Annotated in this window: 12 protein-coding genes and 1 pseudogene; 6 read left to right on the top strand and 7 right to left on the bottom strand. The window is 57.8% G+C overall.

What is annotated here, in order from left to right:
* The 3 genes and pseudogenes from QJ48_RS37545 to QJ48_RS19225 all read left to right on the top strand — a co-directional run.
* Positions 1-292, top strand: a pseudogene (locus QJ48_RS37545) (peptide permease); the annotation flags it as partial.
* Positions 292-2,136 (top strand): sensor histidine kinase, encoded by a 1,845-nt coding sequence (locus QJ48_RS19230; RefSeq protein ID WP_054975144.1) that lies wholly within the window; start codon positions 292-294, stop codon positions 2,134-2,136. The pseudogene QJ48_RS37545 and the gene QJ48_RS19230, both read left to right, overlap by 1 nt.
* Positions 2,133-3,731 carry a response regulator gene (locus QJ48_RS19225; RefSeq protein WP_054975143.1) on the top strand — a complete coding sequence of 533 codons (1,599 nt, stop codon included), beginning with the start codon at positions 2,133-2,135 and terminating at the stop codon, positions 3,729-3,731. The genes QJ48_RS19230 and QJ48_RS19225 overlap by 4 nt, the downstream gene beginning before the upstream one ends.
* Before the next feature lie 86 nt (positions 3,732-3,817).
* Here QJ48_RS19225 and QJ48_RS19220 read toward each other — a convergent pair whose 3' ends face one another.
* Complete coding sequence (locus QJ48_RS19220) at positions 3,818-4,870, bottom strand: YrpD family protein (protein WP_054975142.1); 1,053 nt, start codon at positions 4,868-4,870, stop codon at positions 3,818-3,820.
* Positions 4,871-5,144: 274 nt separating this feature from the next.
* Here QJ48_RS19220 and QJ48_RS19215 point away from each other — a divergent pair, with 274 nt between their 5' ends.
* The 3 genes from QJ48_RS19215 to QJ48_RS19205 all read left to right on the top strand — a co-directional run bounded on the left by QJ48_RS19215 (position 5,145) and on the right by QJ48_RS19205 (position 8,521).
* Positions 5,145-6,071, top strand: a complete 927-nt coding sequence (locus QJ48_RS19215) for a sugar ABC transporter permease (protein WP_054975141.1) — start codon at positions 5,145-5,147, stop codon at positions 6,069-6,071.
* A gap of 13 nt (positions 6,072-6,084) precedes the next feature.
* Positions 6,085-6,969, top strand: coding sequence for a carbohydrate ABC transporter permease (locus QJ48_RS19210; RefSeq protein ID WP_054975140.1), 885 nt, complete (start codon positions 6,085-6,087; stop codon positions 6,967-6,969).
* A 67-nt stretch (positions 6,970-7,036) separates the two neighbouring features.
* On the top strand, positions 7,037-8,521 hold the full coding sequence (locus tag QJ48_RS19205) for an extracellular solute-binding protein (protein ID WP_054975139.1): 1,485 nt from the start codon (positions 7,037-7,039) through the stop codon (positions 8,519-8,521).
* A 53-nt stretch (positions 8,522-8,574) separates the two neighbouring features.
* On the opposite strand, the gene gabT is transcribed toward QJ48_RS19205, so the two are convergent.
* The 6 genes from gabT to QJ48_RS19175 all read right to left on the bottom strand — a co-directional run bounded on the left by gabT (position 8,575) and on the right by QJ48_RS19175 (position 16,048).
* A complete protein-coding gene (gabT, locus tag QJ48_RS19200; protein WP_054975138.1) occupies positions 8,575-9,939 on the bottom strand; it encodes a 4-aminobutyrate--2-oxoglutarate transaminase in 1,365 nt (454 codons plus the stop codon).
* Positions 9,940-10,212: 273 nt separating this feature from the next.
* Positions 10,213-11,274, bottom strand: coding sequence for a Gfo/Idh/MocA family protein (locus QJ48_RS19195; protein ID WP_054975137.1), 1,062 nt, complete (start codon positions 11,272-11,274; stop codon positions 10,213-10,215).
* A gap of 48 nt (positions 11,275-11,322) precedes the next feature.
* Positions 11,323-12,897: an FAD-dependent oxidoreductase gene (locus tag QJ48_RS19190; protein ID WP_054975136.1), complete on the bottom strand. Its 1,575-nt coding sequence runs from the start codon at positions 12,895-12,897 to the stop codon at positions 11,323-11,325.
* The gene (locus QJ48_RS19185; protein WP_054975135.1) at positions 12,894-13,736 is read right to left on the bottom strand and encodes a sugar phosphate isomerase/epimerase; all 843 of its coding nucleotides are present in this window, start codon (positions 13,734-13,736) and stop codon (positions 12,894-12,896) included. Before QJ48_RS19185 ends, QJ48_RS19190 begins: the two co-directional genes overlap by 4 nt.
* Before the next feature lie 184 nt (positions 13,737-13,920).
* Complete coding sequence (locus tag QJ48_RS19180) at positions 13,921-14,784, bottom strand: protein phosphatase 2C domain-containing protein (protein ID WP_054975134.1); 864 nt, start codon at positions 14,782-14,784, stop codon at positions 13,921-13,923.
* Between the two features lie 40 nt (positions 14,785-14,824).
* A complete protein-coding gene (locus QJ48_RS19175; protein WP_054975133.1) occupies positions 14,825-16,048 on the bottom strand; it encodes an extracellular solute-binding protein in 1,224 nt (407 codons plus the stop codon).
* Positions 16,049-16,078 lie beyond the last annotated feature (30 nt).

The raw sequence follows: 16,078 nt of genomic DNA, 5'->3' as shown, positions 1-16,078 counted from the left end.
CTTATTGAAGGAGCGGCTCGATTCGCTCGGCCCCCGCTTCCAGCTGTACTCGAACATTCAGACGGTCGAGCGGAACGTCATTCGCAACGAATTCCGGGGTCCCCCGACTCCCGCCATGGAAAAGTACAAGAAGAAGCTGTCCGCGCTCCGCGACGTTTTCATCAAGATGGTCGTCGGCGTTATTCCTTTGGACCGGTTCGAGTCGTATGCCGACTGGTGGAGGCGGGAGGGCGGCGACGAAATCACGAAGGAAGTAAACGAGTGGTATCAAAAGCAACTGGAGGTGCGTTGATGCGACTGTGGCCTTGGTTATACAAACGGTATACGGAAAAAATTCAGCTCCGCCTCACCGTGTATTTCGTCCTCGTGCTGGTCCCTCTCGTCATCGTCAGTCTGTTCGTCAACTTCCGTTCCCAGCGCATCCTGCTTGAGCAAACCGAGGAGCGGACCAAGGGCGCGCTGACCTCTTCGATGGATTATATCGAAGTCACGCTGCAAAATGTCGAGCAAATCTCCACGCTGGCCGCTACGAACAACAACATTCTGAGGCTGCTGAACGAGACGGGACCGGAGTTGACGGCGCAATCGTATATCAACTTTGTCGAGGTCTTGAAGGAGCTCTCCAGCGTCACCTCGATCAGCCCGATGGTCTCCCAAATCTCGCTGTATCACGCTTCCTCCCGGCTGCTGCTGAACGCCACTAACGGAGGCAAGCTGATCGAGCATCCGCTTCAGGTGCTGAGGCTGCAGGAGCTTGCCGAGGCCGGAGGCTCCGCCATTACCTATGTCATGCCCGACATGGAGTTTCCCGAACGGCAGACATTCGGCTCCGTCATGGATACGGACAGTATTTCGCTGGTCCGTACGATGGATCTCAACAACCCGGACCGTGAGCCGAATCTGCTCATCATTACTTTGAACAAAGACAAGCTGCTCGACTTGCTCCTGTCGCTGCTGCCGTCGCCCCAAGCGCAGATCGCCCTTTATAACGATAAGGGACACCTGGTGACGGGAACGGAAAGCGCCGACCGGACGCGGATCGGCGCGGACGAAGACAGTGGAAGCGGGTCCGAGATTTCGACGAAGGTCGATTCGGCCTACTACAAATGGTCGCTCGTGCTGTCCCAGCCGAAGGAAGAATTGTACCGGGAAACGAACCTGAACCGGATGTATACCTTTATTATTATCGGAATCAGCATCGTGCTCGCTTGCCTCATCTCCTGGGGGGTGTACAGCGGCATCGCTTCTCCCGTGCAGCGTTTGCTGAAGGGCATGAAACGGGTCGGAAGCGGCAACTTTAACGTCCGGCTGGATAACGACCGGGCCGACGAGCTCGGTTACTTGACCCGGGCCTTCAACAAGATGGTCGAAGAGCAGCGCCACCTGATCGAAAATTACTATGAACAGCAGCTGCAGCTCGCCAACACGGAGCTGAAATTTTTGCAGTCGCAGATCAACCCTCACTTCCTTTACAATACGCTCGATTCGATATATTGGACCGCTAAAAATTACGACGCCGACGAAATCAGCGAAATGGTGCTGAATTTATCGAACTTCTTCCGGCTCAACCTGAGCAAAGGGCGGGAAACGTTCTCCGTGGAGGAAACGGTCACGCACCTCCACTATTACATCCGGGTGCAGCAGCTTCGCTTTCTTGAGGCGTTTACGGTCAGCTACGAGTTGTCCGAGGAAAGCAAGAACGTCCCCGTGCTGAAGCTGATTTTGCAGCCTTTAGTGGAGAATGCGATTCTTCACGGGCTGGAGAAGCGCAGAGACGGCCGTCTGCTCATCGCCAGCCGCATCGAGGAAGGCTGTCTGGTGCTGACCGTGCAGGACAACGGGAACGGCATCCCCCCGGCACGGCTGGAGCATATCCGCAGCGAGCTGGCCAAGCTGGCCGCATATGAATCGGGGGCGCTGTCGTATAGGCAGAGCAATCCCAAGGACTTGTTCGGCCTGCGCAACGTCATGTCGCGCATTCTCATCGTTTACGGCCAACGGGCCGAACTTCAAATAGGCAGCACGGAAGGCCAGGGCACGACGGCGAAGCTGATTCTTCCGCTGGAGAAGTGCAAGGAGAATCACGAGCCGGAGCCTCCCCGCCCCGGGCTGCAGCAAGAGGTGAAGCTGGCATGAACTTATTCATTGTCGAAGACGAGATCCGCCTGCGCAACAGCCTGATGCATCATATTCCGTGGGAGGACCATGGCATCGAAGTGATCGGCACGGCGGAGAACGGGCTTGAAGCGCTGCAGCTCTTCGAACGCAAGAAGCCGGATATCGTGCTGCTGGATATCGAAATGCCGCAGATGGACGGCATCACGCTGGCCCGTAAGCTGCAGGAGCTGGACCCGCTGGTGAAGCTGATCATCCTGAGCGGACACGATAATTTTGAATTCGCACAAGCCGCGATGGACGTCGGGGTGATGAAGTATTTGCTGAAGCCTGCCGGGGACGAAGAAATTCTGAAAGCCGTGCTGGAAGCAGCCGAACAGCTGAGGCAGGAACTGGAGCGGATCAGCAATCAGGCGATGCTGCAGGAGAAATGGCGGCAGCATTTGCCGCAGCTGCGCAACAGCTTCTTCCAGCGCTGGGCGGAAGGAGCTTACAGCCTGCGCGAAGCGATGCAGTACGGCAAGGACGTGCAGCTCGATCTGAAGCCGGACCGGCAGCTGGCGGTCGCCGTGCTCGATATGGACCCGCTCCCCGAATCGGATACGCGCTTCGGCCCGAAGGACCGGCAGCTCCTCTTATTTTCCCTCCACAGCATCGTAAGTGAGCTGCTTCAACGGTCCGGGCATTGGAGCTTTACCGATCCGGAAGGCCGTACCGTCATCCTGTTCGATGCGGGGCCGGACGAGGACCCGAACGGCGTTCTGCTGCATGCGCATACGGCGGTGACCCGACTCCTTGGCAAGGTAAAGGAATGTCTGAAGCTCACGGCGAGCGCGGGCATCTGCGGGGCGACCGGCGGCCCCGGGGAGCTGCACAAGCTGTATGTTCAAGCCGGCAAAGCTTTGCTGTGCCGCAAGGTATACGGGCGGGATATCGCGATTCCGTACCGGGAGGAGCCGGAAGGGACTTCCGCGCTTACGCTGCAGCCGACCTTGGAGAAGGGGCTTGAGATCGCGCTGGAGACAGGTGATCCCGGCAAGGCGGAGGAGCTGGCTTCCGCGCTGTGGGCGGAAGGAATGGGCCGGGCCGGGTCCGTGGACGACGTGCACGAGCATGTGCTCTATTTCGTCAGCCTGCTGACCCGGACGATCCAGCGCCAAGGCTGGCGGGTCAAGGAAGTGACCGGAGACGATTACGTGTTCTTCCACAATCCGCTGCAGCTGACGACGAAGGAACAGATCCAGGCATGGCTGAGCCGCACGGTTCGTCATATCGCCGCTTACGTGCAGAACCAGCGCCAATGCATCAGCCATGATACGGTCCGGACCATACTGGACATCGTCGAAAAGGAGCTGGACTCCGAGCTCACCCTGCATACGGTCGCGGACCGGCTGTATGTCAACTCGTCCTACTTGAGCAGGCTGTTCAAGCAGGAAACCGGGAAGACGTTCTCCACGTACGTGCTGGAGCGCAAGATGGAAGCCGCCAAAGCCGCGCTGCTTAAAGGCGCCAAGGTTTACGACGCTGCCATGCTGGCCGGGTATCGGGACGTGAGCTATTTTACGAAGGTATTCCGCAAATATTGGGGCGTCACGCCAGGGGAGATGAAGCCCTGAAGCCGTGAACCGGCCGCCGGAACGAAAAAAAATCGAACAAGCCGCAGGTAAGGGCTTGTTCGATTCGATTCCGCAAAAATCAAGTGTTATCTGGAAACGGTAATCGTCGCGTTGTTTCCGGAAACAGAGACGGTCGCATAATCCTCCACATCTTTGACCGGATTTCGCGCCGTGCCGTCCACGTTCACGTTTTTAAATTGGGCATAGCTCCTTCCCGTCACGCTATCGGAGCCGGCAATGGTCGCCAGCATTTTCCACCTGGTTACGCTGGAGACATTGACATTCGCCACCTCCAGAACCGACGTGAGGTACGTATCCGCTTGGGAAGAGCACGTCATGTCGGAGCAAATGGCATAGCCGCTCATCGAGAGTCGCACGCTGCCGTTCAAATTCCGGTAAGCGGTAAGGTTTACATCCGAACCGGGCTTATAGCCGTTCTTATACTGCACCTGATTATAAGGCGACACAAACGTGCCGTACGTCTTGGAACCTTTAAATACGGCCATCACAGGCAGCCATTTATGATTATTGTACGCATTGCTGTACTGCAAGCCCATATCGGTTTCTACCGCTTGGCTGCCGGAGGTTCCGGTAAAGCCCGCATAAGTGTAGGTTGCTCCCGATGGCGCACCAACAAGCTGGCTCGGCGTCGCCAATCGCACCGTCGTGTTGAGGTACGAGCCGTTCGTATTGACAACCGCCCTGCCCCCGATGCCGCCCGGAAGGTTGCCCGCCGCTGCCGCAATCCGCTGGCCGGCAGCGCCGCCCGCTTCCGAAGCTGCGACTTCGTAGACGTAGACCTTCTCCTTCGCCTGAGTCGGGCTCTTCTCATAGAAATAAGCGGTATCCCCGTCGATCAGCGTGTAATCGACCGTATACCCGGCCGCAGCCTCGCTTCGCTGCAAGCCCTGGGCTTGTACGCTCTCGCTCCCCGCCTGACGCGCCTTGGCCAGCACCTCGCCGATTTTCGCAGCCGACGCCGTCTTCGTGAAGTCCGTCACTTCCGCTCCGCTCATTTCGATCGACGCCGGTTTACCTCCGCTTATCGCGCGCCCCGGCACATCGCTCGCGTTTATCGCCGTCGGGAATACCGCCATGACGGCTGCCGCAACGGCCAATAGAACAAACCTTTTCTTCATCCAAACCACTCTCCTTGGCTTTAATGGGATTTCCACTTTAAGTCTACAAGATCTAAATCAACCCACATATAGGAATATAATTACTTTATTTGGTATTCGTATGACAACCTGCCATAACGAAGCACTGTTTCCGTTTGCCTTCCGCCAAAAAACAATCAAACTACCAAAAAAGGTCATCGCCCTCTTCTACCCTCCCGAGCATCCCCCCAGTACACTGAAATCAAGCTTCCCCCGCACCGCAAACCGTCGTCGAACCAAGGAGGTGCCGCACCGCGTGCGAACCGGCAAAATCAAACGGGCCCGGGTCTGGGCCGATGTCCGCAAAGACTGGGACTTGTACGCCGCGCTTGTTCCCGGCCTGCTGTTTCTGTTGTTGTTCAAATATACACCGATGTACGGCATCGTCATTGCGTTCAAGGACTTCAACATCTTCGATGGCATGAGCGCCAGCCCGTGGGTCGGCTTCAAGCATTTTGAGAAGCTTCTGACCTCCTCCGGCTTCCTGCAAGTGTTCCGCAATACGCTGCTCATTTCCGTATACAAAATCGTTTTTTTATTCCCGCTCCCGATTATCGTCGCCATTCTGATGAACGAATTAAAAAACATGTTATTCAAGCGCACCATTCAGACGATCGTCTATCTGCCTCACTTTTTGTCCTGGGTGATCGTCAGCGGGCTGTTCATCGATCTGCTGTCGGTGAACGGAGGGATCGTGAACCGGTGGATCGTCACGCTCGGCGGGGAGCCCGTGAAGTTTTTCCTGGACGGCGAGGCCTTCCGCTCCGTGCTCGTCGCATCCGCCGGCTGGAAGGAGGTCGGCTGGAGCACGATCGTCTACTTGGCCGCCTTGACCGGCATCGATCCGCAGCTGTACGAAGCGGCCAAAATGGACGGGGCGAACAAATGGAAGCAAACGCTGCACATTACGCTGCCGGGCCTCGTGCCGATCATCCTGCTCATGTTCATTTTGCGGCTCGGATCGATTCTGGAGGCGGGAACCGAGCAGATTCTCGTCATGTACAACCCGAGCGTCTACCCCGTGGCCGACGTCATCGGAACGTACGTTTACCGGATCGGCCTCGGCGAGCAGGATTACAGCTTCTCCACGGCGGTCGGCTTGTTCGAATCGGTCATCGCCTTCGTGCTGATCGTGACCGGCAACGGGCTGGCGCGAAAATATTTGAAGCGCGGCATCTGGTAAAAGGAGGGGCCTCATGATTAAAATGTCACTCGCCGGGCGGACCTGTACGGTGCTGAACTACGCGTTCTTCGTGCTGCTCGGCCTGACCACGATTTTCCCGTTCCTGAATCTGATCGCCAAGTCGCTGAGCAGCGAGGAAGCCGTCGTCTCCGGGCGCGTCACGCTGCTGCCGGTAGATTGGCAGATCGGCACGTACCGGTATGTCATGAGCCATTCGCTGTTTCTCGCCTCGTTCCAAGTCTCGGTATTCGTTACGGTCGCAGGGACGCTTCTGGCGCTGTTCATGACGACGCTGGCGGCCTATCCGCTGTCCAAACCTCGGCTGCGCGGCCGAAAGTGGTTCATTCTGATGTACATTTTCACCATGCTTTTCAGCGGAGGGCTTATTCCGACCTATCTCCTGATGCAAAGCCTGCAGCTGATCGACAAGCTGCCAGTCCTATTTCTGCCCGCGATGATCAGCGTTTACAACATGCTCATCATTAAAAATTATTTCGAGAGCCTCCCCGACAGTCTGGAAGAATCGGCGAAGCTCGACGGGGCGGGCAATCTGACGATCCTGTGGCGCATCACGCTGCCGCTGTCCCTGCCCGTGCTGGCGACGATCGCGCTGTTCTACGCCGTGGCGTTCTGGAACGATTACTTCGCTTCGCTGATCTACATCAACACCCCGGAGAACAAGCCGCTGCAGCTGTATTTGAAGGAGCTGTTCGTCTCCTCCAGCGACACGTTCCTGCAGCTCGGCGCACAGATGAACGTGGACGCAGCCATGAACACGTCGCCGCAAGCGATTCAAGCGGCCTCGATTCTGCTCGCGACCGTGCCGATCCTGCTCGTATACCCGTTCCTGCAAAAATATTTCGTCAAAGGCGTTCTTGTCGGCTCGGTCAAGGAATAACCGTAGTGAACAAGCGTCCTGCAATATGCTTCGGCCAAGACCATTCAATTCCAAGGGAGGTTCTTCTATGACAAAGAGACTGGCTGCCGTCCTGTCCGTGACCGTACTCGCTTCCGTCGCAACCGCCTGCGGCGGCGGGGGCCCGGCCCCCGAACCGGCCAAATCGGGCACGGCGAAGCCCCAGCTGCGCCAGCTTCTGCAGTACAACCGGTTCGATCCGAACAACAACCCGGTCGGCAAATACTTGAAGGAAAAAACCGGCTACGACGTCAAGTACGATATGCTGCCGGTCGAAAACGCCGACGAAAAGCTGAACCTGCTCATGGCGAACAAAGAGCCCTACGATATCATGAAGCTGAACGCGAACCAGTACGCCAAGCTCTCTTCCTCCGGCGCGCTGGAGCCGCTGGACGAGTTGGTCCGGAAGTACGGCAAAAACATGCAAGAAGTCATCGGTCCGGCCTCGTGGAACGGCGCCAGACTGAACGGCAAATTGTACGCCATCCCGGAAGGCAGCTCGGGCTTAGCGACCGGCACGGCGCTCGTGTACCGGCAGGATTGGCTCGATGAGCTGGGGCTGAAGCCTCCGACGACCCGCGACGAGCTGTACGCCGTGCTGAAGACGGTCAAGGAGAAGAAGAACGTCATCCCGATGACCGGGGGCAAAGATCCGTTCCAAGCGGAGATCGGCTCCACCTTCGGCTGGTATTACGGTCCGAGTACGAACTGGAGAGAGGTCAACGGCAAAATCGTGCATATGGTCGAAGACCCGAAGACCAAGGACTATCTCGCGTTCATGAAGAAGCTGTACACCGAAGGGCTGCTCGACGCGGAGTGGGCGATCAACCAGCCGAACAAGCTGCTGGAGAAGTTCACGAGCGGCAAGGCGTTCATGTTCCGGTCCGGGTGGTGGGACGCCGCCAATCTCAACAACGCGCTGGCAAAAAACTTCCCGGACGCCAAGATCGGCATTCTGCCTTACCTGACAGGGGACAGCGGAAAACCGGCGCAGGTCGGCACCGGCGGCGTTCCGTGGTTTATCGCCATCCCGAAGTGGTCTCCGAATAAAGAGGAAGCGATGCAATATTTGGACCTCAAGCTGGAGAAAAATATTTTCAAGGGGCTGGCCATCGGCCAGGAGGGGGTACACCATGAAGTGAAGGACGGCAAGTACTATCCGATCCTGCCCAAATTCAACGACGAATGGAACTTCGGAAGCGACTTTCTGACGGGAACGGACGAGAAAAATTACGAGGCGTACTGGCAAGCGCGCGTACGCAAAAACGAGTTCGTCCAGAACTATTACGAAACGTACCAAGCGAATGCGAAAGGAATCCTGTACTACGACGCGCTGACCTACGCCCCGCCGATTACGGACATCTCGAAACATTCGCAGAAGCTGCAAAAGCAGGCCGAGGATGCCTTCATCAAGTACGTCACCGGAGCCGAGCCGCTGGAAACCTACGGCCAATTCCTGGAGCAGTGGAAAACAAGCGGCGGCAGCGACATGATCAAAGCGGCCAACGAGTGGTACAGGAGCAGCCGCAAGTAAACGCCGCACAAAAGCCCGCCTGACCTTTATGGTTATGGCGGGCCTTTTCGGTTTTATTTGGCAGCGTAGTACCGGGACCGGACTTCCGCGTCCACCTCCGATAAGACTTCCTCAAGAATATCCAAGGCTTCGCTTAACTGCTCCTTCAGGATATTGAGCGAGCTAAGGAAGCGGATCACGTTGCTGTAAATGCCGGCTTTGAACAAGATTACCCCTTTTTGCTGGCATCTTCGGATGATTTCCTTCGTTTCCCGATCTGCCGGCTCCTTCGTCTCGCGGTCGCGAACGAGCTCCATCGCCACCATGGCACCGACTCCTCGTACATCTCCGACAAGCTCGTAACGCTCGCGGAACGCGTTCAGCCGGTCTGTTAGAAGCTTACCGACACCGAGAGCCCGTTCCCCCAAATTTTCTTGATCGTAAATGTTAAGGACCTCAAGCGCCGCAGCACAGGAAACCGGGTTTCCTACGAACGTTCCTCCGATAGCCCCCGGTCCCGCTGCGTCCATCATGTCAGCGCTTCCGACAATGGCCGACAGCGGCATGCCTGCGGCAATCGATTTTCCCAAAGTAATGATATCGGGCTGAATTCCGAAGTATTCCGAGGCAAGAAAGCGGCCGGTACGCCCGTAGCCTGTCTGCACCTCGTCCGCGATGAGTAGAATGCCATGGCTTTTGCAAAAATCGTTCAATTGATGGAGAAAGGCGGCAGGGGGGACGATGAATCCGGCTTCGCCTTGGATCGGCTCAATAATGACCGCAGCCACATCGTCGATGGAGACTTGAGTGACGAACAATTTTTCGAACAGCGAGAACGCTTCGGCGGCAACTTGGTCAGGAGTTGTTGGGGTAGAACCTGGCCAGCGGTAGACGTAAGGATACGGGGTACGGTAAATATCCGGAGCAAAAGGGCCTAAACCGGCTTTGTACGGGTTGATCTTGCTTGTGAGGGAAAGGGACATGAACGTTCGGCCATGGAAGGCTCCTTCGAAGCAAATGACCGCTCTTTTTTTCGTCGCTTTTTTGGCGATATGAATGGCATGTTCGACGGCTTCCGTACCGGAATTAAAAAAGCAAGCTTTCTTCGGGCTTGTCCCCGGCGCTCTCCGGCACAGCTCTTGCGCAAGACGAATGAAAGAGGCATAGGGGACGACCGTGAAGTCGGTATGGGTAAACTTTTGCGCCGCTTCCGTAATCGCCTTGACGATTAGAGGATGACTGTGTCCGACATTCATCGCTCCGACACCGCCGGCCAGATCAATAAATTGATTGCCGTCGATATCCAGGATTAAAGCGCCTTCCGCCCGTTCGATAACAGAAGGCAACAGACTCCCGAAGGAAGCTGCGACCGCATCGTTCGATAGTAATTCTCTGGACAAAATCCCCGGCAGTTCTCCTTTGACTTGAGCATACTTCATCAATGATCACTCCTTGTCAGGTGAAATTCCTTTCCCGATCCGATGCGAATTCCCTCCCTTTCCTTGCGGCAGACTAAGGCGATCCACGCATGTTTTCCAATTAATAATATTTACAACTAAATTATCCCTTTTAATTCTACCTATTTAATCAGCTAATTTCAAGGTAAAATAGTACGAATTTTCACTAAATTTATTACCCGTGAAAGCAAAAGCCGCACAAAGCCCAACTCCCTTGCTTTTGCACGGCGGGCATTTATGCGGCTGACCGCTTATTTAAAATCGAATTTCGGCGCCTTGAGCGGCGGACTCGTAAATGCCGCACAGCATCTTCATCATCTCGACGCCGTCCTCCACCGGGCTGATCGTTTCCTTCGTACCCTGACATACCTGGATAAAATAATCGATCTCGTCCTGAAAGCCAGAGGCGAAATCGAATGACAGATTGTTGATCTGCGGGACGATATTCAAAATCGTGTCGTGCCGCTCCGTAATGATCGCAAGCTTCGGCTCCAGCTCCACGCCGCCCTTCTCGCCGTACAGCTTGACGGTCAGCTCGTCTTCCTTGGCGTGCAGGGAGAAGCTGACGTCCACAAGCAGGGACGCCCCGTTCTCGAAGCGGATCATGGCATTCGCCAAATCCTCCACATCGTTGTGTCCGGCGTCGTAATCGGCGGCCTTGTAGAACGCGAGATTTTTGACGTTGGAGCGGTTCCCGAGCTTGCGGTACGTATTGCCGGATACGGACTTGACCTTCGGCCTACCCATCATATACCAGCACAGATCGATCACGTGAACGCCCACGTCGATCAGCGGTCCCCCGCCGGAACGCTCGATATCCGCGAACCAGCCGCCAGGGTTGCCCAGTCTGCGGATGCAGGACGCTTTGGCATAGTAAATGTCGCCAAGCTCCCCGTTGTCCGCAAACTGCTTGACGATACGCGTGTTGGCGGCGTATCTGCGCACAAAGCCGACCTGCAGCGTTTTCCCGCTGCGGCGCACGGCCTGTTCTACGGTTAACGCTTCCTCCACCGTCTTGCAAAGCGGCTTCTCGCAGAGCACATGCTTGCCCGAATCGAGCGCTGCGATGCTAATCGGCGCGTGGCCGTTATTCCACGTGCAGACGCTGACAGCGTCGATATCGGGGCGGGACAGCAGCTCCAGGTAATCCGTGTACACGTGCGGAATGCCGTGTTTTTCCGCCTTTGCTTGCGCCCGGGTTTCGTTAAGGTCGCAGATGGCTATGAGTTCAGCACGGGGATTGTTCCGGTACGATTGCAGATGCAATTCCGAGATCGAGCCCGCTCCGATGATGGCAATGCGGATTTTGTCGCACATGACAGCTACACCTCGTTTTGAGATCAGAATAGGGGTTGCCCGGCCAGACTAAATGGCGTGCACGGAAGGCCAAGCCAGCTCCACGCCTTCCCTTGCCAGCAGCGACTGGAACGCCGAGAGCTGCTGCGCGTTTCCGCGGACGGCCCGGGGGCTGAGCCGCTTGTCGATGCAATAGGCGGCGAGAGCGCCGGCCGCTTCGCCGATGTTCCACTCGACCGGATGAAGCCGGTAGCAGCCGTTCGTGATGTGGGTGACGCCCAAATTTTTGCAGGCGGGCAGCAGGTTCTCTACGCGGATCGGAATCAGGCTGCCGAGCGGGATTTGAAACGGCAGCGATGAGATGTCGATATAGTTTCGTCCGCCCGTGCTCGGATGCAAATCGATCCGGTAGGCCCCGATGCCGACCGAATCGTGGAACGCTGCCGCTTGGCCGCCAGGGCGGCAATCGGCGCCCACATGCTGCTCCAGCACGGTAAATTCGGCCCGGATGCGCCGCGATTCGCGAATGTACGGATACATCGCCAGTCCGTCCTCTGTGCCGACGATGTCGGGACGCAAGCGCAGGCCCGGGTAACCCTGCCCGCCGTCCGGCCGGGGCGCTTCCGTCTGCAGCCAGTACAGCAGCGACAGGCTGAGCTGCTTGGCGCCCTCCAGATGGCGCCGGCGCTCCTCCTCGCTTACCTCGATGACGGGGCCCAGCCAATAGTCGTTTTGCGGCCAATTGACGAGCGTCGCATGGCTTCGGTATGTTCCTTCGGCAAAGTGCGCTTTATCAACAATCTGCCGGTAATGAAACAGCGAATAGCGCTCCGTTCCCGGGAACAGCTCGTAAGTGACCGGCTCCAGCGTAGACGGGCGCACACCGGTCCAGCTCAGCTGCTTATCCGGCCAGAAGTCGGCCCGATAGTTCCGCCAGAACGAGTATTGTGCGGGCTTCGCGATCGTATGATCTTCGCCGGGCAAGTAATCCATCGCGAAGCAGTAGGTGAAGCCCTGCATATCGAGCGGGTCGGCCGCTCCGTCCAAGGCGTGCGGCTCGCCGGTCTGGCTGCGGGATTCCGCGCCGGTCACGTATTCGACTCCCGCCAGCGGCAGTACATCCCCGCACTCGGTCGCGTCGATCACATAAGGGGCGGTCAGCACGGTGCGGTCTCCGGTCCGCAGACAGCGCACCGTTACCGAAACGACGCGGTCTCCGTCGGTTTCGGCACTTTCCGCCTTATGTCTCGTCAAGATCGTTAACTGTCCGCTGTGAACGTACGGAGCCAGCATCTGCTGCAGAACGGCGAGGGCCGTCCGCGGCTCGTGGCACAACCGGCTAACGCCGCCGCTGCCGGGATTCAGCAGCAGATTCGCCCGCGCTGCGGCCGTCAGCGGAAAATGCCGCCGGTAATAATCACGCACACCCTCCCGGAACTGCCGATAGCTGCGCGTACAGCCGAACTGCTCGATCCACGGATGTTCATCCGGCGGCACCGCCTGGCTCGTCAGCTGCCCGCCGATCCATTCCGTTTCCTCGGTCAGGACCACCCGCTTCCCGAGTCTGGCCGCCGCCAGCGCCGCCGCACATCCGCCGATTCCGCCTCCGATGACGACGATCTCCGCCTGCCGCTCCCGGATCATGGCCTGCCCTCCCCGTGCGTACGGTTGTACTCGTCTGCGAAAGCATAGCTCCGGCGAATACCTTCGGCCTCGTCGCCCGTCCCCTCGTACTCCAGCACGTACGCCCCGGCATAACCGGATGCTTCGAGCCGTTCGATCAGCGAAGCCAGACCCGTATCGCCCTCGCCTGCCACGGTGCCTTCGAACGTTTGGCCGCCCAGCGATGTGTACCGTCCTTCGGGATGCCGCTTGAAATCTTTGACATGGACATGCGCAATATAGGGCAGCAGCGGCTCGATCGCTTGCGAAGGATGCTCGTCGACCAGCAGGAAATTGCCCGTATCGAACGTCGAGCGCAATGCCTTTGACCCGATTTGCTCGATGATATCCTTCACCTGTCCGCCGCGCCCGGCCAGCTGGCCGTGGTTTTCCAGAGCCAGCGTAATCCCGGCCTCTTCCGCCTGCTTCGCCGCTTCGGACAGGCCGCTTACGATCCAGCCCAGCGCCTGGTCGTAGTCGATTCCGGGATGCAGACTGCCCGAAAACACGCGAACGACGGACGTGCCGAGCGCTTTCGCCACCGGGAACGCATCCGTAATTTCCCGCAAGGCCGCCGACCGTTTTTCCTCCGAGGCACTGACGAAATCATTGCCGACCGCATAGCTGGCGACCCGGATGCCGCTCTCCCGGGTGTAGCGCACGACCTCGTCAAGCTCCCGATCCTGATTTTGCCAAAATACGTTCAGCAGCTCGACCGATTCGATGCCCTCCTTCCGGCAAAACGACAAAAAATCGATGACCGTCCACCCGCCTGCCCTTACCGTACGGTGCAAGCTCCACATGCTTAACGAAAGCTTCATAAGGCTCCTCCCCGAAATGCGGATAACGATTTGAGAATGTTCTTCCCCCTCATTGTATTCAATGGCCTTCGGATTCAATAGAGAGAACGATGACTTCTTCTGGTAAATCGATGCTGCGTTCATGAAAAAGACCGGACAATAAAAAAAAACGGGCGGTCCCGGAGGATCACCCGTCTTCTATGTGCTATTCGGCGTCAAAGCGAATCAGTACCGCCGTTTTGTCGTCGGATATTTTGAACCGAGGATATTTGCGGCATTCCTTGTCTTCCGCCTCCAAATTCATCAGCCACTTCGCATACCCTTCCAGCGACATTTCCTCGATGAGAGTCACCAGCTCGCCGATGCCGTCGGCCGGCGGCTGGGCGCTCGTCTTCGGAGGGAACAGCCCGTCGCTCACGATCAGAATCGATCGCAGCTGGATACGGTTGATCCGCCCGTATTCGATGAGATCGTTCGCCTCGGGCTGCCCGCTGAGCACGGAGTAGCCGCTTAACGTATTCATCCGCGATTTGTTGCCGCGGATGTGCGGCTTCACAAGCTCCCACAGCTCTTCCCGGGTCTGGACGCCTTTGCGGAGGCCTTCCTCCCATATCTTCTTGGACTCGTAATCGATGTGCGCGACCTGGTCGCGGGATACGGTGCGGATCGTTCCGTCGGCATAGGAGGCGGCGATCATGCAATCCCCCACCTGCGCGTAGTCGATATAGCGGTCGTGAATCCGGACAACCGCCAGCGCGCTGGTCCACAGCGCCGCCTGATCGGTCAGATCGATTCCGGCTTCCTTCATCTTTCCCCTCAGACGGACATTCGCTTGAACGACCGCTTCCTTCAAATCGATGCCCGCCAAGTCTTCCTCCTGCAGCGATTCCAGATACTGCTGAATCGTCCGGGAAGCCAAATATCCTCCGGTTTCCCCGTCAGGCCCGCGGAACGGATGCAGAGAGGTCGCTCCGTCAAGCACCCCGTACATCGATACGCCCGGGTTAACGACCAGCGCGTCCTCGTTCCATTCGGCGGTTCCTTTCAGGGTTAACGTTTGTATGTTCATAGTCTCCTCCACCCGATCCTCTACTTATAGTGGTAAGGCTTTAGTACAGCATTCCGACGTCCAGAGCCGGTTCTTGCGGATTCAGCTCGATCTGCTCCAGCATGCGTTCCGTCCGTTTCCACCGCTCGTAATCGTCATACCGGGGCGCGCGGCCGGCCAAGGAGGGGAGCCAGCTCAAGATCCGCCGCAGCCGTTCGCTTAAAGCCGGCTCCTCCTCCAGCTTCCCGATCACATCCGTGCGTACCGAAATTAGTCCCGCCGTATTCCACAAGGCCGACTGCGCCTCCGGAGCCATCAGCTCCTGCACGAAGCTCTGCGCCGCCTTGAGCCGCTCCGGGTCGCTCTTCAACACCGCCAGTCCGTGAACGCCGGGCAGAAGCGCTTCCTGCTTCCACTCGGGCAGCTTCGCCAGATCGAACGAGAACTTCCCGCCGATGTAGCGTTCGATCGTGGGCAGCTTATCGGAAGTGCCGACGTACATTCCGGCCTTGCCGTTAATAAAATCGCTGGCCGCCTTATCGTGCTGCAAAGGCTTCATCAGCCTGGATTCGTGCGTCAAATTCCGCCACAGCTCCAGCGCGCTTCGCATACGTTCCGCGGCCGGTCCGCCGGTCTCCTTCGGGGCGTAACTCAGGCTTGCCAAAAACCAGGGCAGCTCTTTATCCACCGTCATCGTCCCGTAACCCTTCGACACCTCTTCCCTCGGAGGCTCCTTCGCGAGCGACAGCGTGTGCCGGACCTCCTCCCAGGTGCCTAACGCCGGGGCACGCCCGGCCAGCCGCTTGAACGGCTCCTCCCGGTAGTAAAGCACAGGCACGCTGCCTCCGAAAGGGACGGCCCAATCCTCGTCCCGATACCGGAAAGCGGCGGAAAAGGCCGGAAGAAATGTCGGCTTCCCGGCGGTCAAGACATTCCCCGTGGGCAGCGCCGCACCGGTGGCCGCAAGCTGGGCAATGCCGTAGAAGCTGTGAACTTCCGCAAGCTGCGGAGCCGCGCCGGCCGAGATCGACGCGAGCAGCTCGGTGTACAGCTGTTCGTAAGAACGAAACGAACGGATTTGGACATCGATATGAGGGTAGCTTTGCCCGAAGTCGCGAACGACGTCCTCCCAGCCTTTGCTGTACACCCAGATCGACAGCGACGCGGGAGGGGCCGATGGCTTCGGTTCGTCCTCCGACAGCTTTCCGTGAGTTAACCCGTAAACCAAAGCGCCTGCGGCGATGCATCCGAGGACAAGCCGAACCGGCCAATTGCGCAGCTTCATGATGGTGATTCCTCCAGTTCCTGATACGAG

The organism is Paenibacillus sp. A3 (assembly GCF_001399685.1).
Classification (GTDB): domain Bacteria; phylum Bacillota; class Bacilli; order Paenibacillales; family NBRC-103111; genus Paenibacillus_G.
The sequence above is the reverse complement of the archived record's forward strand: the minus strand, read 5'-3'. Positions and strand labels throughout refer to the sequence as shown.